The sequence below is a fragment of the Streptomyces sp. NPDC111656 genome, from assembly GCF_055656965.1.
In genome coordinates, this window is record NZ_JBVKCA010000006.1 from 165,566 (window position 1) to 185,946 (window position 20,381).

General features: G+C 71.7%; 18 protein-coding genes and 1 tRNA gene. 11 read left to right on the forward strand and 8 right to left on the reverse strand.

Annotation, left to right across the window (positions count from 1 at the left end; translation table 11 throughout):
- Positions 1-76: 76 nt before the first annotated feature.
- Positions 77-161, reverse strand: a tRNA-Leu gene (locus tag ACZ7M3_RS19700).
- Between the two features lie 187 nt (positions 162-348).
- Here ACZ7M3_RS19700 and ACZ7M3_RS19705 point away from each other — a divergent pair.
- The 3 genes from ACZ7M3_RS19705 to ACZ7M3_RS19715 all read left to right on the forward strand — a co-directional run bounded on the left by ACZ7M3_RS19705 (position 349) and on the right by ACZ7M3_RS19715 (position 3,070).
- A complete protein-coding gene (locus ACZ7M3_RS19705) occupies positions 349-1,674 on the forward strand; it encodes a M20/M25/M40 family metallo-hydrolase (RefSeq protein ID WP_472064777.1) in 1,326 nt (441 codons plus the stop codon).
- Positions 1,675-1,821: 147 nt separating this feature from the next.
- Positions 1,822-2,055 carry a chaplin ChpH gene (gene chpH, locus ACZ7M3_RS19710; RefSeq protein WP_054231124.1) on the forward strand — a complete coding sequence of 78 codons (234 nt, stop codon included), beginning with the start codon at positions 1,822-1,824 and terminating at the stop codon, positions 2,053-2,055.
- A 151-nt stretch (positions 2,056-2,206) separates the two neighbouring features.
- Positions 2,207-3,070: a chaplin family protein gene (locus tag ACZ7M3_RS19715; protein WP_472064779.1), complete on the forward strand. Its 864-nt coding sequence runs from the start codon at positions 2,207-2,209 to the stop codon at positions 3,068-3,070.
- Between the two features lie 140 nt (positions 3,071-3,210).
- Here the strand turns inward: ACZ7M3_RS19715 and ACZ7M3_RS19720 are convergent, their stop codons facing one another.
- Positions 3,211-3,399: a DUF5703 family protein gene (locus ACZ7M3_RS19720; protein WP_054231126.1), complete on the reverse strand. Its 189-nt coding sequence runs from the start codon at positions 3,397-3,399 to the stop codon at positions 3,211-3,213.
- Positions 3,400-3,446: 47 nt separating this feature from the next.
- Here ACZ7M3_RS19720 and ACZ7M3_RS19725 point away from each other — a divergent pair, with 47 nt between their 5' ends.
- Positions 3,447-4,154, forward strand: a complete 708-nt coding sequence (locus tag ACZ7M3_RS19725) for a hypothetical protein (RefSeq protein WP_472064781.1) — start codon at positions 3,447-3,449, stop codon at positions 4,152-4,154.
- 133 nt (positions 4,155-4,287) lie between these two features.
- Here the strand turns inward: ACZ7M3_RS19725 and ACZ7M3_RS19730 are convergent, their stop codons facing one another.
- Both ACZ7M3_RS19730 and ACZ7M3_RS19735 read right to left on the reverse strand, forming a co-directional pair.
- Positions 4,288-6,516, reverse strand: a complete 2,229-nt coding sequence (locus ACZ7M3_RS19730) for a helix-hairpin-helix domain-containing protein (RefSeq protein ID WP_472064783.1) — start codon at positions 6,514-6,516, stop codon at positions 4,288-4,290.
- A complete protein-coding gene (locus tag ACZ7M3_RS19735) occupies positions 6,513-7,496 on the reverse strand; it encodes an aldo/keto reductase (protein ID WP_168507582.1) in 984 nt (327 codons plus the stop codon). The genes ACZ7M3_RS19730 and ACZ7M3_RS19735 overlap by 4 nt, the downstream gene beginning before the upstream one ends.
- A gap of 150 nt (positions 7,497-7,646) precedes the next feature.
- Between ACZ7M3_RS19735 and ACZ7M3_RS19740 the strand changes: the two genes are divergently transcribed.
- Together ACZ7M3_RS19740 and ACZ7M3_RS19745 are read left to right on the forward strand one after the other, a co-directional pair.
- Positions 7,647-8,702, forward strand: coding sequence for an LLM class F420-dependent oxidoreductase (locus ACZ7M3_RS19740; RefSeq protein ID WP_095855548.1), 1,056 nt, complete (start codon positions 7,647-7,649; stop codon positions 8,700-8,702).
- Positions 8,703-8,939: 237 nt separating this feature from the next.
- Positions 8,940-9,728, forward strand: a complete 789-nt coding sequence (locus tag ACZ7M3_RS19745; RefSeq protein WP_472064785.1) for a ferritin-like domain-containing protein — start codon at positions 8,940-8,942, stop codon at positions 9,726-9,728.
- 48 nt (positions 9,729-9,776) lie between these two features.
- Here ACZ7M3_RS19745 and corA read toward each other — a convergent pair whose 3' ends face one another.
- A complete protein-coding gene (gene corA, locus ACZ7M3_RS19750) occupies positions 9,777-10,775 on the reverse strand; it encodes a magnesium/cobalt transporter CorA (RefSeq protein ID WP_472064787.1) in 999 nt (332 codons plus the stop codon).
- Between the two features lie 98 nt (positions 10,776-10,873).
- On the opposite strand from corA, the gene ACZ7M3_RS19755 reads away from it, so the two are divergent.
- The 4 genes from ACZ7M3_RS19755 to mshC all read left to right on the forward strand — a co-directional run bounded on the left by ACZ7M3_RS19755 (position 10,874) and on the right by mshC (position 15,420).
- Positions 10,874-11,560, forward strand: coding sequence for a histidine phosphatase family protein (locus ACZ7M3_RS19755; RefSeq protein ID WP_067365234.1), 687 nt, complete (start codon positions 10,874-10,876; stop codon positions 11,558-11,560).
- Between the two features lie 121 nt (positions 11,561-11,681).
- Positions 11,682-12,272: a DUF3090 domain-containing protein gene (locus ACZ7M3_RS19760; RefSeq protein WP_452966432.1), complete on the forward strand. Its 591-nt coding sequence runs from the start codon at positions 11,682-11,684 to the stop codon at positions 12,270-12,272.
- On the forward strand, positions 12,236-13,063 hold the full coding sequence (locus tag ACZ7M3_RS19765) for an SCO1664 family protein (RefSeq protein ID WP_472064789.1): 828 nt from the start codon (positions 12,236-12,238) through the stop codon (positions 13,061-13,063). The genes ACZ7M3_RS19760 and ACZ7M3_RS19765 overlap by 37 nt, the downstream gene beginning before the upstream one ends.
- A 1,127-nt stretch (positions 13,064-14,190) precedes the next feature.
- Positions 14,191-15,420: a cysteine--1-D-myo-inosityl 2-amino-2-deoxy-alpha-D-glucopyranoside ligase gene (gene mshC, locus ACZ7M3_RS19770; RefSeq protein ID WP_095855552.1), complete on the forward strand. Its 1,230-nt coding sequence runs from the start codon at positions 14,191-14,193 to the stop codon at positions 15,418-15,420.
- Positions 15,421-15,519: 99 nt separating this feature from the next.
- On the opposite strand, the gene ACZ7M3_RS19775 is transcribed toward mshC, so the two are convergent.
- Positions 15,520-16,047, reverse strand: coding sequence for a hypothetical protein (locus ACZ7M3_RS19775; protein ID WP_472064791.1), 528 nt, complete (start codon positions 16,045-16,047; stop codon positions 15,520-15,522).
- Between the two features lie 60 nt (positions 16,048-16,107).
- Entirely contained in the window at positions 16,108-17,865 is a 1,758-nt protein-coding gene (locus tag ACZ7M3_RS19780) for a S8 family peptidase (RefSeq protein WP_472064793.1), read from the reverse strand.
- A 285-nt stretch (positions 17,866-18,150) separates the two neighbouring features.
- Between ACZ7M3_RS19780 and ACZ7M3_RS19785 the strand changes: the two genes are divergently transcribed.
- The gene (locus ACZ7M3_RS19785; protein WP_472064795.1) at positions 18,151-19,125 is read left to right on the forward strand and encodes an SMP-30/gluconolactonase/LRE family protein; all 975 of its coding nucleotides are present in this window, start codon (positions 18,151-18,153) and stop codon (positions 19,123-19,125) included.
- A gap of 100 nt (positions 19,126-19,225) precedes the next feature.
- Here ACZ7M3_RS19785 and ACZ7M3_RS19790 read toward each other — a convergent pair whose 3' ends face one another.
- Positions 19,226-20,221, reverse strand: a complete 996-nt coding sequence (locus ACZ7M3_RS19790; RefSeq protein WP_095855555.1) for a PAC2 family protein — start codon at positions 20,219-20,221, stop codon at positions 19,226-19,228.
- Positions 20,222-20,381 lie beyond the last annotated feature (160 nt).

Below are 20,381 nucleotides of genomic sequence, written 5' to 3' on the forward strand. Positions count from 1 at the left end.
ACGACGAGTTGAGGCCTGCGATGCGTACCACGAGTGAGGGCCGCGACCTGATGGTCGCGGCCCTCACTCCTCTGTGTGTCCGAGGGGGGACTTGAACCCCCACGCCCGATAAAGGGCACTAGCACCTCAAGCTAGCGCGTCTGCCATTCCGCCACCCGGACAAGGTGTTTGTCGCGCGGGGTTTCCCTCGCGGCGACAGAGGAAACATTACCAGGCTTTCGAGGGCCCCCGGTCACACCCCGTCGCCGCGTGAACGGCGTGTGACGGGCCGGGTCCGGCCTTGGGGCGAGGAGGGGGTGGGGGGAGGATGAGAGGGGACCACCAGCAGTGACAGTGGGAGGAAACAGCGTGAGCGAGTCGAACACGGCCAGGAGCGTCTCTGGCGAGGACGAGGTCGTGGACCTCTGTCGCGAGCTGATCCAGATCGACACCAGCAACTACGGGGACCACTCCGGGCCGGGTGAGCGCAAGGCCGCGGAGTACGTGGCCGAGAAGCTCGCCGAGGTCGGGCTCGAGCCGCAGATCTTCGAGTCGCACAAGGGACGCGCGTCGACCGTGGCCCGTATCGAGGGCGAGGACCGCTCGCGTCCCGCGCTGCTCATCCACGGCCACACCGACGTCGTACCGGCCAACGCCGCGGACTGGACCCATCACCCCTTCTCCGGCGAGATCGCGGACGGGATGGTGTGGGGCCGCGGTGCGGTCGACATGAAGGACATGGACGCCATGACGCTGGCGGTCGTCCGGGACCGGCTGCGCAGCGGGCGCAAGCCGCCGCGTGACATCGTCCTCGCGTTCCTCGCCGACGAGGAGGCCGGCGGTACGTGGGGCGCGCGGCACCTCGTCGACAAGCACCCCGACCTCTTCGAGGGCGTGACCGAGGCGATCGGCGAGGTCGGCGGGTTCTCCTTCACGGTCAACGAGAAGCTGCGGCTGTACCTCGTCGAGACCGCCCAGAAGGGCATGCACTGGATGAAGCTCACCGTGGACGGCACCGCCGGGCACGGTTCGATGATCCACAAGGACAACGCGATCACCGAGCTGTCCGAGGCCGTCGGACGGCTCGGGCGGCACAAGTTCCCGGTCCGGGTGACGAAGACGCTGCGGCACTTCCTCGACGAGCTCGGCGACGCGCTCGGCACCGAGCTCGACCCGGAGAACATGGACGAGACGCTCGCCAAGCTCGGCGGCATCGCCAAGCTCATCGGCGCCTCGCTGCAGAACACCGCCAACCCGACCCAGCTCGGTGCCGGATACAAGGTCAACGTGATTCCGGGGCAGGCGACCGCGCATGTCGACGGGCGCTACCTGCCGGGGTACGAGGAGGAGTTCCTCGCCGACCTGGACCGGATTCTCGGACCGAGGGTCAACCGTGAGGACGTGCACGCGGACAAGGCGCTGGAGACCACCTTCGACGGGGCGCTGGTCGACGCCATGCAGACCGCGCTGTCCGCCGAGGACCCGATCGCGCGCGCCGTGCCCTACATGCTCTCGGCCGGCACCGACGCCAAGTCCTTCGCCGATCTCGGCATCCGCTGCTTCGGCTTCGCCCCGCTCAAGCTGCCGCCGGAGCTGGACTTCGCGGGCATGTTCCACGGGGTCGACGAGCGTGTGCCGGTGGATGCGCTGAAGTTCGGCGTCCGTGTACTCGACCGCTTCATCGACGCGTCATGACACGTTGACGCCCGCAATCGCCCGTACGTGCGGAGATCGCCCGGGACGGGTGAATGGGACCATAAGCTCGTAGCTCAAGTACTTCTTCCTCGTTACAGGTGATGTGATCCGCTACTTGGGGATCGCATTTGCCTACAAGGAGGAATAATGATCAAGAAGGTCGTCGCTGCTGCGGCTGCCACTGGTGGTCTGGTTCTCGCGGGTGCGGGCCTGGCTGTCGCCGACTCGGGTGCCCAGGGTGCCGCTGTGCACTCCCCGGGCGTCATCTCCGGCAACGTCATCCAGGTGCCGGTTCACGTCCCGGTGAACGTCTGCGGCAACACGGTCTCCGTGATCGGGCTGCTGAACCCCGCCTTCGGCAACACCTGCATCAACAAGTGACGTTGTGCCTCACCCCATGAGGGTCTGAGCCCGTCGGCCCCGGAGCGTGCGCCATGCGCTCCGGGGCCGACCGGCTTTCGGCGCACGCACGGGACGGATGCGTGCGCTTTCCGGAGGGTCCAAGTCAAGGACTAAGGCAGGGAATTCAGCTATGCGACAGGTCACCCGCAAGGGCCTGATGACCGTGGCGGCCGCGACCGGCGTACTCGCCGCGACCGGAGGCTACGCACACGCCGACTCGGGTGCGAGCGGCGCCAGTTCCAACTCGCCCGGCGTGCTGTCGGGCAACACGGTGCAGGCACCGGTGCACGTGCCGGTCAACGTCTGCGGCAACACCGTGAACGTCGTCGGGCTGCTCAACCCGGCGATGGGCAACAAGTGCGTCAACGACGGTGGTGGGTCGTCCGCCGGGGGGCACGGGGGCGGCGGTTCGCACTCGGGCGGCGGCTCCCACGCCGGCGGGCACGCGAGTGGCTCGCCGGGCGTCGGCTCCGGCAACCACGTCCAGGTGCCGGTCGACGTGCCGGTCAACGTGTGCGGCAACAGCGTGAACGTCGTCGGAGTCGGCAACCCGGCGATGGGCAACGACTGCGCGAACGGACACGGCGGCCACACCCACTATCCGCCCGGCGGCGGCCACCCGGGTCAGCCTGGTCACCCCGGTCACCCGGGACACCCTGGTCACCCCGGTTACCCGGGCCAGCCGGGTCAGCCCGGGAACCCGGGACAGCCGGGGCACCCTGGTCAGCCCGGACACCCCGGCCAGCCCGGGAACCCGGGTCAGCCCGGGAACCCCGGACACCCGGGTACGCCCGGGCACCCCGGAACCCCGGTCACCCCGCCCGCCTCGCACCCCCACCACCCGGGGACGCAGAACGTCTCCCAGCCGCAGAGTGCCGCGGCGCAGCTCGCCCACACCGGCAGTGACCTGCCGATCGGCGCGGTGATCCCGGCGGGCGCGGGCGCGCTGCTGGCGGGCGCCGTGCTCTACCGCCGGGCGCGCTCAGGCGCGTAGTCGGCAGGGCAGAGAGAAGTGTCCGGGCCTGGAACGGGGGCCGGGGCAGGCGCGATCGCTTCGCCACAGACATCCCCTGTGGCGAAGCGACCGGAGCGGGTCCGCACGGGCGGGGCCCGCTCCGTTTCAGCCGCTTTCGCTCACCACGTGGCACGCACCTGGCGGATGATCCGCCGGCGCAGCCGCACCTTGCGGCTGCCGTCGGGGTGCAGGCTGAGGCGGTCCAACTCCCAGTGTCCGTACTCCGCATGGTCCGTCAGCAGGCGTGTCGTCTCCTTGCGGGACACCCCGCGCGGCACGTACACGTCGACAAATTCGTATTCCGGCATCGCATCTATTGTGCGGGCAGAGGCCCGGTACGGATAGCGTCTGCACTATGTCTGATGCTGTGCAGCCCACCGCTGCCGAGGTACGCGCCGCCGCCGAGGCTGTCAAGACCGCACTCGACCGCCACCTGGCCGCGGTCGAGCGCAGGTCGGGCGATGACGACCCGGCCGTATACGAGGCGTTCAACGAGCTGGCCGCCGCGGCCGAAGAGTACGACGAGCTGCTCTACGACCGTTATGACGAGGTCACTCCCTTCGAGATCCCCGGCAGCGACGACACGCTGCCGCCGTACACGGGCCCCGAGGAGCCGAACGCGCTGAGCGTGCTGATCCGCCGGGACTACGCGGTGGTGGAGCCGCAGCGACTGCTGGCACAGGCCCAGCGGGTGGAGGCCGTGGAGGAGAACGGGGCCACCGCGGCCGCGGGCTTCGACGCGGCGTCCGGCACGGTGCACGGGGCGCTGGGCGTCCTGTTCGGCGAGTTCGAGCCGGACGAGATCGCCTCCCGGCACAAGGAGTTCGGCCTGGAGGAGGGCGACTCCACACTCTGGGTCACGGCCGCCGACGAACCGGCCGACCCCGGCGAGTGGCTGGAGACCCCCTTCGAGGCGATCGACCCGCAGCGCGTGGTCTGTCGCTTCGACGTCAGCGCGGTCTTCGACGACGAGTCGGACGACGACGAGCCGGAGGACGACCTCGCCCCGGACTCCGAACTGGACGAGGACGGGGATCTGGAGCCGCTGGACGCCGATCGCTGAGCACCACGTCGAAGAGATCCTGAACATGCCGTCGCGGGAGCGCTGAGCACCGTGTCACCGGAAGGCGGCGGTCACCGGAAGCCCGGTGGCCGCCACCTTCCCGCGTACGGGAGCCGTGTCCCTGGCCGGCGGCTCAGCCCGCCGCCGGGACCTGTGCCTTGAGCAGGGCGGGCAGGCGCGTGGTGCGCGGCTTCTGCGGGACCTCGGCCACCGCTCGCTGCAGGGCCTGCTCCACCCCGTGGACCACGGACAGATGGCGCTCGGCCCGGCCGAAGGCCGTGTAGACCCAAGGCCTGGTCAGGGCCGCCGCGGCGTCACCGGGGAGCACCACGACAGCGGCGGGCCAGCGCAGACCGACCGCCTGGTGCGCCGTGAGCGCCCAGCCGTGCCGTACGGACTGCTCCACCCGCTCCTTCGGTACGACGACGGGCAGACCCGAGCACTCCAGGTGCAGCCCGTCGGCATCGGCCTTCACCACGTGCCCCACCGTCGTACGACCCGGAGCGGGGGAGTGGGCGACGCGGTCCCCGGGGTCGAAGCCCCCGAAGCGGCCGGGGCCCGGGTTCAGCCGCTCCTTGAGCGCGCTGTTGAGTGCGCGGGTGCCGACGGCGCCGCCGTGCCCCGGGGTGATCACCTGCGTCTGCTCGGCCGGGATGCCGATGGCGCGCGGCACCGAGTCCGCGACCAGCTGCACGGTCCGGTGCACCGCCTCGCCGGCGTCCCGCACAGGGACGATCACGACTTCCTTGCCGGGCGCCTCGACCTGGTTCAGCTCGCCGATGCCGACCCCGGAGACCAGCTCCCCGACGGGGCCGGGATCCGGCGTCCGCGAGGCCACCTGCGGGCACACCCGGGCGGCGAGCAGATCGCCGAAGACCCGCCCCGGACCCGCCGACCACAGCACTCCCGGGTCCCCGCTCAGCACCAGCCGCGCACCGTCCGGCAGCGATTCGGCGAGCATCGCCGCCGTCTCGACGTCCAGCTGCGGTGCGTCCAGGACGACCAGGAGGTCCAGGTCGAAGGCGCCGTCCGTGTCCCGGCCCGGGCCCTCGGCGCCCGAGAGGAGCCCCGCGACGGTGGTGACCCCGGTGACCGGCCCGTCCCCGGCGTCGCCCGAGGGGCCATCCGGCAGGTCGTACCGCGCCACCTGGGCCGTGCAGTCGTCGCGGCCGCTCGGCGTGTGGGTGGCTGCCCAGCCGCGCAGGCCGAGGCCGCGCGCGGCGTGCAGCAGTGCCGCCGCCTCGGCCTGGGACGCGTGCCCGCCGGTGTGCAGGACCAGGCCGTGGCCCGCGACCGCCCGGATCAGCTCCGCGGCGGAGCGGGTGGCCGACGCGGCGGCCTGCTCCCATCCGTCGGCGGAGCCGTCCGTCTTCGGTACGGAGTTCATGACCCGGGCCAGTCCGTCGGCGAGGCTCTCCTCGGCCAGCGCGTACCGCTCCAGGCCGATGAGGACGCGGACCGGGCGCTCCTCCGACTCCTCGGCGCCCTCCTCCTGGGCCGGGGGCGCGATGTCGAGGGCGTCCTGGAAGACCAGCGCGTCGCCCTCCGCGAGGGCGCTCTGCACGGCCGCGTCCGGATCCGGCACCGCGCGCTGGGCGAGCGCGGCGGTGAGCGCCGGGGCATCGAGAGCGGTGTGCCCGGCGAGGGCCGCCTGCTCGAGGAGCCACACGGTGACCGCCCGCCCGCGCCGCTCGTCGTCCGGGCGGCACTCCGCGCCGAGCAGCGCGCGGGCGAACCCGTCGGCCTGCTCGGGCCGCACCCCGGCGACCCTCAGCAACTGCCAGGGGTCCTCGCGCAGCCGGCCGTCCGCGCCCTCGCCGAGTGCCGCGAGGGCACCCGGTGCGAGGGTGTCTGGTGCGCCGCCTTCGACCAGTACGGCGCGTACGGCGGCGGCGGCTTCCGGTGCGGGGGCCGCCGAGGTCTCGGCCGGGGCGGCCACCGGCTGGGGGCGCGGCACGGGCTGCGGGGCGACCGCCCTGCGCGGCGTCGGCTCGGGCTCACGGAAGGCGGTGGCCACGGGCTTCTCGCCGCTTTCCACGGCCCGCACCGCCGCGAGCAGATCGGCGGCCGTCCCGCTGAGCTTGGTCCCGGCCGCGATCGGCCCCTGCTTCTCGGCCTTCCGCCGCTCGATCCGCTCCCGCTCCAGTCGCTGCGCCGCCAACTCGGCCGCTGCCTCGGACAGCTTTGCGGCGTCCGCCGCGCCTTCGGTTTCCGCGCCGCCCTCGACCGCCTCCGCGTCCGTGACCGCGGCCGTATCCGTGTCCGCGTCTGTATCCGTGTCCACGTCCTGCGGGTCGGCGGTCGCTCCCGCGCCCGGCGTCCCCGGCTCCACTTCCTCCGTGGTCTCGGGCTCCGTGCTCACAGCGTGCTCCAGTCGTGATCGGGATAGTGGTGCACCGGTGCCGACACGTCGTCGAGCGCCCGGCAGATCTCGTCAGGAAGACTAAGGCTCTCCACTGACAACGCGGCCGTGAGCTGCTGCGCGTTGCGCGCGCCGACGATCGGGGCGGCGACACCGGGCCGGTCGCGGACCCAGGCGAGGGCGACCTGCAACGGCGTGACCGCGAGGCCGTCCGCCGCCGTCGTCACCGCGTCCACGATGCCGCTCGCCGTGTCGTCCAGGTAGGGCGCGACGAACGGCGCGAGGTGCTCCGAGCCGCCCCGGGAGTCCGACGGTGTGCCGCCCCGGTACTTCCCGGTGAGCACACCCCGCCCGAGCGGGGAGGACGGCAGCAGGCCCACGCCCAGGTCGAGCGCCGCGGGCAGCACTTCCCGCTCCACGCCGCGCTGGAGCAGGGAGTACTCCATCTGCGTACTCGCGATCCGCGTCCGTGTCCCGGGCGCCGCCAGCTGCCAGGTCGCCGCCTTGGCGAGCTGCCAGCCGCAGAAGTTGGACACCCCCGCGTACCGCGCGCGACCGCTGCTGACCGCGAGGTCGAGCGCCTGGAGGGTCTCGTCCAGCGGGGTGTCCGGGTCGAAGGCGTGGACGTGCCACAGATCCACGTAGTCCGTGCCGAGGCGCTGAAGCGAGGCGTCGAGTGCCGACAGGAGATGCCCGCGCGAGCCGTCGAACCGCCGGTCCGGGTCGGGCACACTGCCCGCCTTCGTGGAAATGACCAGGTCGCGACGCGGCACGAGCCCCTCTATGAGTTGTCCGAGCAGGTACTCCGACTCCCCGTCCCCGTACACATCCGCGGTGTCGACGAGGTTCCCGCCCGCTTCCCAGAACACCTTCAACAGCTCCGCGGCGTCGTGCTCGTCGGTGTCCCGCCCCCACGTGAGGGTGCCGAGTCCGATCCGGGACACACGCAGGCCGGTACGGCCGAGATGCCTCTGCTCCATGGACGCCGAGATTACTGGCCAGAACTCGCGTCGTGGGGGCCCTGTGGACAACCTGGATGATCAGACCTGAAGCCGTTCCTGTCACCGCGCCCACCAGCGCGCTAGGGTCTGCGGCACAAGGGACGTTACTGATCGGTAAGGGGATCGGCCATGCAGCTCGGGATCAACCTCGGCTACTGGGGCGGCGGAATGGACGCGGACAATCTCGCCGTCGCCCAGGAGGCCGACCGACTGGGATACGCGGTGTGCTGGGCCGCCGAGGCCTACGGCTCGGACGCGGCCACCGTGCTCACCTGGGTCGCCGCCAAGACCGAGCGCATCGACGTCGGCTCGGCGATCTTCCAGATCCCGGCCCGTCAGCCCGCGATGACCGCGATGACCGCCGCGACGCTCGACTCGCTCTCCGGCGGGCGCTTCCGCCTCGGCCTCGGCGTCTCCGGGCCGCAGGTCTCCGAGGGCTGGTACGGCGTCAAGTTCGACAAGCCGCTGGCCCGCACCCGCGAGTACGTCGAGATCGTACGCAAGGCGATGACCCGCGAGCGGCTGTCGTACGAGGGCGAGCACTGGACGCTGCCGTTGCCGGACGGTCCGGGCAAGCCGATCAAGCTGACCGTGCACCCGCAGCGAGAGCACATCCCGCTGTACATCGCCGCGATCGGGCCGAAGAACCTGGAGCAGACCGGCGAGATCGCCGACGGCGCCCTGCTGATCTTCCCCTCGGCCGAGCACCTCGAGGACACCGCGCTCCGCCATCTGCGCGCGGGTCGCGAGAAGGCCGGCAAGACCATGGAGGGCTTCGACGTCTGTCCGACGCTGCCGCTCGCCGTCGGCGCCGACAAGGACGTGACGGCGCTCGCCGACATGTTCCGTCCCTACACCGCGCTGTACGTCGGCGGCATGGGCAGCCGTAAGCAGAACTTCTACAACCAGCTCGCCCAGCGCATGGGGTACGAGAAGGAGGCCGCCGAGATCCAGGACAAGTACCTGTCCGGCGACAAGGAGGGCGCGGCCGCCGCCGTTCCGCACGCGCTGATCGACCAGACCACCCTGCTCGGCTCCGTGGACCGCATCGCCGAGCGGATGAAGGCCTACGCGGAGGCGGGTGTCACCACGCTCACGCTGTCGCCGGCCGGCTTCACGCTGGAGGACCGGATCGCCTCGCTCCGCGCCGGCTCGGACGCGCTGGAGCGGGCCGGTCTGGCGTAACGCGTCGCAACTCTTCCCCCGGAAGGACGGAAGAAGTTCCGCGGCCGTGGTGGGGGCTCGGGGGGTCTTCCCCGCCACGGCCGTCACGGGGAACAACGCGCGGGCGTGCCTTGGGTTACGCGCTCGAGCCCGCCCCGTCATCCTTCGTTCGGCGCATTTGTCCGACACATCGGTTGCCGCGCCCTCGGCATCCCATTTGACTCGTTTTCTGCGGACCCTGCAGAAAGGGTGTCATCGATGCTTTCGGCCAAGAGTCTGTTCCAGGAGATCCTCGACAACGACGAGTCGTTCCGGCTCTTCTGCTCCATCGCCGCAAGCGGGGAGTCGCAGGGTGGCTGGGAGAACGCGCGCATCGCCGCCCTCGTTCCGCCGAGCGCACGCGAACTCGCCCCGAAGATCACCCGGCACGGCGCCGACGAGGACAAGCACGGGCGGATCTTCAACGCCCTGATGCACAAGCGCGGCCTCAGGCCGGTCGAGGTCCCGGCCGACACCGACTACACGATGCTCCTGGAACGGCACGGGATCGGCCTCGCCCACGACAAGCTGAAGAGCCGGCAGCCACTCACCGTACGGGACATCGTCACCTACCTCGCCCACAGCAGGGTCACCGAGCAGCGTGCCTCCGAGCAGATGGTGCTGCTGCTCAGGCACTTCGCCGACCATCCCGACATCGGTCGCGCGGTCCGGATGATCTCCGAGGACGAGGACCGGCACCTCGCCTACTGCCACGAGGAGCTGCTCCGCTTCGCGTCCGCCGGACACGGCCCGGCCATCCGGCGGACGCTGCGGGCGTGTGCGCTCGCCGAGATCCGCGTCTACCGGGACGTCAGTCTCGCCGTGATGGCCCACATGGGAGGCATTCTCGGCTGGTCGAGGCCCAGGGCGGCGACGCTCGCCGTGGCCATCCACACCGTCTACGCCTACGAGCGCGCCGCGGGCTGGCGCCGCATGGTCTCCCTGAAGATGCCGGAACACCGCGACGCCCTGGGCGGCCCCGCGCCCCCCGCACCGGAGGCGGTGTGACCCGCGGTCGCGAGCCCTCCGTACGTCGCCCACCCGGTCGCACGCCGGTCACAGCCAGCCTCGCCGCTTGAAGAGGTGGTACAGCAGGAATTCCAGCGCCACCATCGCCAGGATCACCACCGGGTACGACCAGAGCCAGTGCAACTCGGGCATGTGGTCGAAGTTCATGCCGTAGATGCCGGCGATCAACGTGGGGACCGCGGCCATGGCCGCCCACGCCGAGATCTTCCGCATGTCGTCGTTCTGGCGCACGCCCATCTGCGCGAGATGCGCCGCGAGGATGTCCGAGACCAGGCGGTCCAGGCTGTCCACCGACTCGTTCACACGGGCCAGATGGTCGTTGACGTCGCGGAAGAAGGGCTGCGCCTTCTCCTTCACGAACGGCACCGGGGTGCCGGCGGTGCCCGAGCCCGAGAGCCGGGTCAGCGGAACGGTCAGTGGGACCGTGGCCCGCCGGAACTCCAGGATCTGCCGCTTGAACGTGTAGATCCTGGACGCGGTGTGCCGTGAACCGCCGCCACTCGGCGAGAAGACCTCCGCCTCCAGCTCCTCCAGGTCCGTCTGGAGCTCGGTCGCCACTTCCAGGTAGTGGTCGACCGTGGCGTCGGCGATCGAGTAGAGCACCGCCGTCGGTCCGTTCCGCAGCATCGCGGGGTCCTCCTCCAGCCGGCGGCGCACCTGCGCGAGAGGCGAGCACTCGCCGTGCCGGACGGTCACCACGAAGGCGTCCCCGATGAACACCATCACCTCACCGGTGGTGACGACATCGCTCTCCGCCTCGTACGCGACCGGCTTCAGGACCACGAACAGCGAATCGTCGTACATCTCCAGCTTGGGCCGCTGATGCGCATTGAGGGCGTCCTCGACCGCCAACGGGTGCAGCCCGAACTCCTCGGTGACGAGGTCGAACTCCTGCTCCGTCGGCTCGTACAGCCCGATCCAGATGAACGCGTCGCCCTCGGCGCGTGCCAGATCCAGGGCGTCGGAGAGGTCCTCGGGGCCCTCCGTCCGGCGCCCGTGATGGTAAATGGCGCAGTCGACGATCACGGAGCGTATTCTCCCGCCGCCCGGTCGCCACCGCACTCCGGCCGTCGTTGTCCACAGGCCCCTCCGGGTCCCCGAGCCACCCGTTTACGCTGGGCCGCATGCCCACCCTGATTCTCGTACGGCACGGACGTTCGACCGCCAACACCGCTGGGCTGCTCGCCGGCTGGACGCCCGGCGTCGCCCTCGACGAGCGTGGCGCCCAGCAGGCCGCGGCGCTGCCCGGGCGGCTCGCGGCGCTGCCGATCTCCGAAGTCGTCACCAGCCCCCTGCAGCGCTGCCAGGAGACCGTGCAGCCGCTGCTCGACGCCCGCCCCGAGCTGCGTGTGCACACCGACGAGCGGATCGGGGAGGCGCACTACGGCGACTGGTCCGGCCGCAAGCTCGCCGAGCTGAAGGACGAGCCGCTGATGGAGGTCGTACAGGCGCATCCGTCCGCGGCCGCGTTCCCCGGCGGAGAGTCGATGCGGGCCATGCAGACGCGGGCGGCCGAAGCGGTGCGCGAGTGGAACGCGCGCGTGGAGCGCGACCACGGCGGCGACGCCGTCTACGTCATGTGCTCGCACGGCGACATCATCAAATCCCTTGTCGCGGACGCACTCGGACTTCATCTCGACCTCTTCCAGCGGATCTCTGTAGAACCGTGTTCCATCACCGCGATCCGTTACACACGACTGCGTCCCTTCCTCGTGCGCCTCGGGGACACCGGCGACCTCGCCTCCCTGGCGCCGCGCGAGGAGCCCCCCAGCGGGGACGCCCCGGTCGGTGGCGGTGCGGGCGCACCGTGATCGTCGGCCGCAGTAGGGTGAAGCGGTTGAAGCAGCGCAGTAGTTGTCAGCAAGTTGTCAGCAGCCGATGAGGGCCGAGTCAGTCAGCCGGTCCACATGCCGATTCCAATGGAGACAGGACGTGTCCCGTCAGGTGTTCCTCTACGACCCCCCGGACCGTTTCGTGGCCGGTACGGTCGGGTTGCCCGGGCGCCGTACCTTCTTCCTGCAGGCCTCCTCAGGCCCCAGGGTGACCAGCGTCGCCCTGGAGAAGACCCAGGTCGCCGCGCTCGCCGAACGTATGGACGAGCTCCTCGACGAGGTCGTACGGCGCACCGGCGGCAGCGCACCCGTCCCGGCCATGGCCCCCTCCGAGGTGTCCGACACCGCCCCTCTCGACACCCCGGTGGAGGAGGAGTTCCGGGTCGGCACGATGGCGCTGGCCTGGGACGGTGACGAACAACGCATGATCGTCGAGGCGCAGGCCCTCGTGGAGCTCGACGCCGACACCGACGAGGATCTCGCCGAGGCCGAGGAAAGGTTGCTCCAGGACGAGGAGAACGGCCCGCCGATGCTCCGCGTCCGGCTCACCGGCGCGCAGGCCAGGGCCTTCGCCAAGCGCGCCCTCGACGTCGTCAACGCGGGCCGACCGCCCTGCCCGCTGTGCAGCCTCCCGCTCGACCCGGAAGGACACGTATGTCCGCGCCAGAACGGATACCGCCGCGGAGCGTGACCACGGCCGAGCTGCTCGCCCTGGGCGAGCTGAAGGTGCGCGGACGGATCCGTGAGGCCTCGAACGCGGTGCTGTACTGCTCCGTTTCGTACGAGGGCAGGGACGCGTTCTGCGTCTACAAACCGATCGCCGGGGAGCGGCCCCTGTGGGACTTCCCCGACGGGACCCTCGCCCAGCGTGAGGTGGCCGCGTACGAGGTCTCCGAGGCCACGGGCTGGGGGCTGGTCCCCACCACCGTGTTGCGCGACGGGCCCTACGGCGAGGGCATGTGCCAGCTGTGGATCGAGGCCCTGCCGGAGGTCGACGGGGACGGGCTGCTGGCCCTGGTGGAGGCCGAGGAGCCCGCGGCGGGCTGGAAGGCGATCGGCTTCGCCGAGGTCGGCGAGGGAGAGACGGCGCTGCTCGTGCACGCCGACGACGTGCGGCTGCGGCGGCTCGCCGTGCTCGACGCCGTGATCAACAACGCCGACCGCAAGGGAGGGCATCTGCTGCCCGCCGGCGAGGGGCGGTTGTACGGCATCGACCACGGGGTCACCTTCAACGCCGAGAACAAGCTGCGCACGCTGCTGTGGGGCTGGGCGGGGGAGTCGCTGACGCCGGAGGCGATCGCGGTCCTCACCTCCCTGCGGGAAGGCCTGGCGCTCGGCGCGCCGCTCGCCACCCGGTTGGCCGAACTCATCACCACCACCGAAATCGACGCCACGCGCGCGCGTGTCGAGGCGATGCTCGCCTCGGGGAAACACCCGGAGCCGAGCGGGGAGTGGCCGGCGATCCCCTGGCCACCCGTGTAAACCCCCTCGACCGTCCGGGGGCGCACCGAGTACGCCAACCGGGTCTCACGGAATACGCCTCCCCCCCCGGGACGTGCTCCGCCGCCCCAGCAGCAGACGGCGCCATTCCGGGACGACCCGCGTCCGGGCGGGGCCGCGTCCGGCGGGCCCACTCCCGGGCGGGGCCACTCCTGGGCGGGGCCACTCCTGGGCGGGGCCACTCCCGGGCGGGGCCACTCCTGGGCGGGGCCACTCCCGGGCAGGCCCGCTTCCTGGCGGGTCCACATCCGGCGCTGCGGCTATCCGGCGGGCCCGCTCCCGGACGGGGCATCCGGACGAGGCCACTCCCTGGCGGGGCCAGTCTTGGGAAGGCCCGCTTCCTGGCGGGTCCGCATTTGGTGGGGCCGCATTCGGGTAGGCCCGCTCCCCGGCGGGGCCACTCCTGCTTCCGGGTGGGGCCACTCCCGGGCAGGCCCAATCCCTGGCGGGGCCAGTCTTGGGAAGGCCCGCTTCCTGGCGGGTCCGCATTTGGTGGGGCCGCATTCGGGCAGGCCCGCTCCCCGGCGGGGCCACTCCTGCTTCCGGGTGGGGCCACTCCGGGGCAGGGCCGCATCCGGCGGGCCCGCTCCCGGGCGGATCCACATCCGTGCGGGGTCATTTTCGTGCGGAGCCACATCCGGACGTGGCCACGCCCGGGCGCGCAGCCGCCCGTGGCGGTGCCTTGCCTGGCGGTGCCTTGTCCGCGGTGCCGCCATCCCCCGGTGCGTAGGCCTGCGGGGCCGAGCCCCGCGGTGTTCGCGGCGCTGGGGGCAGCAGTCGTGGGTGTGGTGCGGGGCGGGGGGGCGCCGGTTGCAGTGGTGGGTGCCCGCGGTGGGATTCGGGTGCGGGCGGTTCTGGCTGGCGGGTGGCGTTCGGTCCGCGGCCCGTGACATGCGACACTCACCGCCTCGCGCTCGCGCCCACGGCGCATGTGAGGGCGCGGACCGCCGTCCTGGGTGGTGCGCGCGGTGGGTTGGGCCGTCGTACGGCGGCCGCACCCCCGTAGAACCGGATGACGCACACCGTCGGGCGTCGCGCAAGAGGGCCTTACGAGCCATCAGGGCTGGTCCGGTTCGTATACGGAAGTTCCGTCCGGTTAGGCTCATGACATGCATGCCTGGCCCGCTTCTGAGGTCCCCGCCCTGCCTGGTGAGGGCCGCGACCTCCGGATCCACGACACCGCGACCGGCGGCCTCGTCACACTCGACCCCGGTCCCGTCGCCCGTATCTACGTCTGCGGCATCACGCCGTACGACGCGACCCACATGGGTCACGCGGCGACCTACAACGCGTTCGACCTCGTTCAGCGCGTGTGGCTCGACACCAAGCGGCAGGTTCACTACGTCCAGAACGTGACCGACGTCGACGACCCGCTCCTGGAGCGGGCGGAGCGCGACGGCGTCGACTGGGTAGGACTCGCCGAGAAGGAGACCGCCCTCTTCCGTGAGGACATGACCGCCCTGCGGATGCTGCCGCCGCGGCACTACATAGGAGCCGTCGAGGCGATACCCGGCATCGTGCCGCTCGTCGAGCGGCTGCGGGACGCGGGCGCGGCGTACGAACTCGAAGGGGACGTCTACTTCTCCGTCGAGTCCGACCCCAACTTCGGCAAGGTCTCCAACCTGGACGCCGCGGCCATGCGTCTGCTCTCCGCCGAGCGGGGCGGCGACCCGGACCGTCCGGGCAAGAAGAACCCGCTCGACCCGATGCTCTGGATGGCGGCGCGGGAGGGGGAGCCCAGCTGGGACGGCGGCTCGCTCGGCCGCGGCCGGCCCGGCTGGCACATCGAGTGCGTCGCCATCGCCCTCGACCACCTCGGGATGGGCTTCGACGTCCAGGGCGGCGGCTCCGACCTCGCCTTCCCGCACCACGAGATGGGCGCCTCGCACGCCCAGGTGCTCACCGGCGAGTTCCCGATGGCCAAGGCGTACGTGCACGCCGGCATGGTCGCCCTTGACGGCGAGAAGATGTCGAAGTCCAAGGGCAACCTCGTTTTCGTGTCGAAGCTCCGGCGCGACGGCGTCGACCCGGCCGCCATCCGCCTCGCCCTCCTCGCGCACCACTACCGCGCCGACTGGGAATGGACGGATACCGTCCTCGCGGACGCGGTCGCCCGTCTGGAGAACTGGCGGGCGGCGGTGTCGCGTCCCGACGGGCCGTCCGCCGAGGCGCTGGTCGAGGAGATCCGCGAGGCCCTCGCGAACGACCTGGACGCACCGGCCGCGCTCGCCGCGGTCGACCGCTGGGCGGCGCTCCAGCGCGAGACGGGCGGCACCGACGAGGGCGCCCCCGGCGTCGTCTCGCGTGCCGTGGACGCCCTCCTGGGCGTGGCCCTGTAGTTCCCTCTCGTACGTGTGGGGCGCCGGGCGGTCGTACCGCCCGGCGCCCCTTCTCTCTTTCTCTCCCAGATCTCGCTCTCTCAGATCTCGCTCAGAGCGTCACTTGTTCACGATGACGGCCTGTACGGCGTTGCTGTTGGCGTCGTAGACGCCGATGACCTGCTGCCCGTAGGCGAAGGCCTGCTGGACCTCGTCGTGGGTGACCTGGTTGGGGTTCACCAGGGGGCGCCAGGCGTTGTCGATGAACAGGTAGAGGATCGACGGCTGGCCCGGGAGCGGGGTGACCACGTCCCAGAAGTGCTGGGCGATCCCGCTCGTGAGGACCTGCGCCTGCTGCTGTTGCTGCTGCCCGCCGAGCTGCTGGAGCAGCTGCTGGAACGGCTGCTGCTGCCCCATCTGCTGGAGCTGCTGCTGGAGGTGCTGCGGAATCTGCTGCTGCGGAATCTGCGGTTGCGGGTTCTGCAGCTGGCCGAACGGCTGCTGCGTCTGCTGTCCGAACGCCATGGGCTGCTGCTGTCCGAACTGCTGGGGCGGCGCCGTGCTCGGTCCCTGCTGCCCCAGCTGGATGCCTTGCTGGATGCCCTGCTGGTGTCCTTGCTGCTGACTCATCTGCGGGGTGGTGCTCATACGGGTGCCACCTTCCGTGAATCATCGAATCGTTGACTTGCGGCTACGCCCTCCGACACGTCAGCCCGTGACCACCAGGCCGACGATCTCGTCGTCCGAGAACCAGACACGTACGTCGGGCCGTCCGCCCGCGAAGGCGGAGTGCACCGCCTGACGGATCTCGGGGGAGGGGTTGGCGAGGTTGCGCCAGTCACCGGCCACGAACAGCCGGAGCCTGGGCGGGAGTTCGCGCGGGTACGGCAGCAGCTCGTCCCAGTACCGTTCGGCCTGGCCCGAGCCGACCGCCTCCGGCAGCAGACGGGTGACCGCCGCCTTGATGTCCGGCCGGTTGCCGATCCGCTGGGAGGCGGGCCGGCCCGGCGCGTCCTGCTGCGGGGAGCCGGTGGCCCGCAGCACCGCGCGGGCACGCTCCGGGGACATCGGTTCCTGGGCCGCCGCCTTGAGCATGCCCTGCAGCGCGGCCAGGGCGCCGACCACCACCGGGGAGGCGGAGGAGGTCCCGGAGAACGTGTCCGTGTACCAGCCGATCTCCTCGGCGCCGCCCTGCAGGTCGCCGGGCCGGTCCCAGAAGCCGCCGGTGGTCGTGACCTCGCGCCCCCAGCCCTGCGCGTCCACCCGCGCCCCGTAGTTGGAGAAGCCGAGGCGGGAGCGGTCCGGGCCGTGGTCGCGGCCGTGCGTGCCGGGCGGCGGTGCGCCCGCGCCGACCAGCACCGCGCCCGAGGACGGGTTGGCGGGGTTGAAGGGGTTGCGCCACCACGCGGGGAACTCGGCGGGGCGCCGCTCGTACACCGCGTCGTCGAGCGACTCGGCGCCGTTGCCCGCGGCCGCCACGACGAGCACCCCCTTGGCGGTCGCGTACCGGATGGCCGCGAAGTTGTCCGGCCACCACTCGATCGCGATGTAACCCTGCTGGTCGTCGCGCTCCTCGAAGTCGAACCGCGGCCCTGGAGCGTGCAGTTCGACCAGAATGATGTCACCGGGTCCCAGCCGGTCGGCCGCCGCGTGGATCGCGGCCGCCGTGCCCATGCCCTGGAAGGACGCGGCCGCGGTCACCGCGTCCGGCGCGATACCGGTGATCCCGCGCTCGTCGCGGTCGCCGCCGATCACCCCGATGACGGCGGTGCCGTGGTTGCGCCAGGCGAGGTCCGTCAGCGGGGTGCCGACGACCACGCCCGCGAGCTTCGCGGTCAGGTCCTCGTGGCCCAGCTGCCACGCACCCTCCACATCGATCACCGTCACGCCCTGGCCCGTACCGCCCGGCCGCTGCCAGGCCCAGTGGGCGTCGATGCCCTCGGGCGCCGGCCGCAGATAGCCCTGGCGGCTGGTGAAGTCCGGGGTGACCGGCGCCCCTTCCTTCGTCCGCCGGCCGTCGTCCGCGCTCGCCGAGCCGTTCGTGCTCCGCCCGACCGACCCCACCGAGGCAGGGACGGCCCCGGGCTTCACGTACGCCGTGTCGATCCCCGGCAGCGCGGCGATCCGTGAACGCAGCTCCTGGGCGCGGCTCTCGACGCCGCGCACCCGGTAGAAGAGCGCGAGGTCGCTTCCGCCCCCGCCGTCCGCCACCTCGGACTGCCGCAGTCGTTCCTCGTTGCCGAACAGCGGCTCCAGGGCGAGCTGTTCGTCACTGAGGAACATGTTGAGGGCCGACACGTCCGAGCCCGCCGCCGAACGGACGCCCTCGGCCCCGGCGCGCAGCCGGGCCTCGGGGCGTGCGACGACGATCAGCTCCTGCTCGGCTCCCCGGTAGGTGAACCCCGCTCCGTCGGGTCCCGGCCCGGCCGTTCCCGGGCCCTGCGTCGGCTGTACCTGGTCGGTCATCGCGTACCGCTCCTCTCGGTTCGGTTCTGCGGGTGCTGCCATGTCCCGTCCCCGGGCCGCGCCTTCGGGGCACAACCTGGCACGCCCACGGCGACTCGTCCACCCCGGCGTCGCCAACTCGGTTTGAAAACAAGTTGAATGGGGAAACCTGTGCAATCCGTCCTGAAACAGATGTCACGTAGCAATCCGGCCAAAGGCTGCGGAGTCGGGGGTCATGTGGTGGGGTGGCAGGGACAGTTGATCGCTGGACCGGTCAACTCCCGGTCCCGCCCGGAAGGACGCACCGTGACATCCACGCACCGTTCGTTCCCAGACCGTCTCAGCCGCCGAAGACTGCTCACCGCCGGTGCCGCGGCCGCCGGCGCCGCGCTCGCCGGGTCCTTGGCCGGCCCGGCCTGGGCAGCGGGGAAGTCGTTACCCACCGTCATCCATCTGCCGAACGGCATCCGCCCGGAGGGCATCACCGTCGGGGGCGGCCCGTACGCCTACCTCGGATCCATCGCCGACGGTTCGGTCTACCGCGCCGATCTGCGCACCGGACAGGGCCGGACCATCGCCCCGGGTCCGGGTACGGCGGCGGCCGGGCTCAAACTCGACGGCAGGGGACGGCTGTTCATCGCCACGGTCGGTACGGGCGCCCGCGTGGTGGACGTCCGTACCGGCGCCGAACTCGCGTCGTACGTCCTCGCCACGGAGCCCGAGACCTTCGCCAACGACGTGGTCCTGACCCCCCGCGCGGTCTGGTTCACGGACTCCTACCAGCCCACGCTGTACGCGCTGCCGCTCGGCCCGGGCGGCGCCCTGCCGGACGCGGCCGACGTCGTACGGCTCCCCCTGAGCGGCGACTGGAGCCAGGTGCCCGGCGCCACGATCAACGCCAACGGGATCACACGGACCCCGGACGGTGCCGCCCTGCTCGTCGTGCAGACCGGGGCCGGCGGCCTGCACCGGATCGACCCGAGGACCGGAGTCACCCGGCTCGTGGACCTCGGCGACGCGGCGCCCCTCGTCAACGGCGACGGCCTGCTGCTCACCGGCCGGACGCTGTACGTGGTGCAGAACATGCAGAACGCGATCGACGTCTTCCGGCTCTCGCCCGACGGGCGCAGCGGCGTCTTCCAGCGCCGCCTCACCGACCCGGACCTCGACGTGCCGACCACCGTGGCCGCGTACGGGGACCGCCTGTACCTGCCCAACGCCCGGTTCACGACCACGCCGACGCCGGACACCCCGTACGACGTGATCGCCGTCGCACGCTGACGCGAGCGGAACCGCGGGGTGCTGAACGCGGAGGGGCGGTGCGTCCGGTGCGCACCGCCCCTTCCGTCAGCCCGGCTTCCGCCCGGCCCGATCCGTCCGCTCAGTCCTCCGGGGAGTCCTCGTCCTCGGTGCCGGTCTCCGGCCGCGGGGACTTCGGAGGCTTCGGACGACCGCCAGGGTTGTCCCGCAGATACGAGGAACTGTCGCTGCCGTCGGCCGTGGCGTGTCCGCCGGGGGCCGGGCCCGCCGGACCGCCGCCGTCCCGCCGCCGCAGATAGCGCTCGAACTCGCGTGCGATCGCCTCGCCCGAGGCCTCCGGCAGCTCCGCGGTGTCCCGGGCCTCCTCCAGCGTCTGCACGTACTCGGCGACCTCGCTGTCCTCGGCGGCCAGCTGGTCCACGCCCAGCTGCCAGGCCCGCGCGTCCTCGGGCAGCTCGCCCAGCGGGATCCGCAGGTCGATCAGGTCCTCCAGGCGGTTGAGGAGGGCCAGCGTCGCCTTCGGGTTCGGCGGCTGCGACACATAGTGCGGTACGGCCGCCCACAGTGACACCGCTGGTACGCCCGCGTGCGTGCACGCCTCCTGGAGGATGCCGACGATGCCCGTGGGGCCCTCGTACTTGGTCTCCTCCAGGTCCATCGTGCGGGCCAGGTCCGGGTCCGAGGTGACCCCGCTCACCGGCACCGGACGTGTGTGCGGGGTGTCACCGAGCAGTGCGCCCAGGATCACCACCAGCTCCACACCCAGCTCGTGCGCGAAGCCGAGCAGCTCGTTGCAGAACGAGCGCCATCGCATCGACGGCTCGATCCCCCGGACCAGCACGAGGTCGCGCGGCTTCTCGCCGCCGACCCGGACCACCGACAGGCGCGTGGTCGGCCAGGTGATCTTGCGGACCCCACCGTCCAGCCACACCGTGGGGCGGTTCACCTGGAAGTCGTAGTAGTCCTCGGCGTCCAGCGCCGCGAACACCTCGCCCTTCCACTCCCTGTCGAGATGCGCGACCGCGGTGGAGGCGGCGTCGCCGGCGTCGTTCCAGCCCTCGAACGCGGCCACCATGACCGGGTCGATCAGCTCGGGAACCCCCTCGAGCTCGATCACCCAGCGCCTCCTTCCGACGTGCCCCTTACGTACGCCCCAACCTTACGGCGTGCCCAGGGGGCCTCCGCAGCCCCCTTGCACGGGGGAGTGAACGGATCACTGCCCCACCGAGGGGCCGGAAACACGCGTGATCGCCGGCATGAACCACCGGCGTGAACCA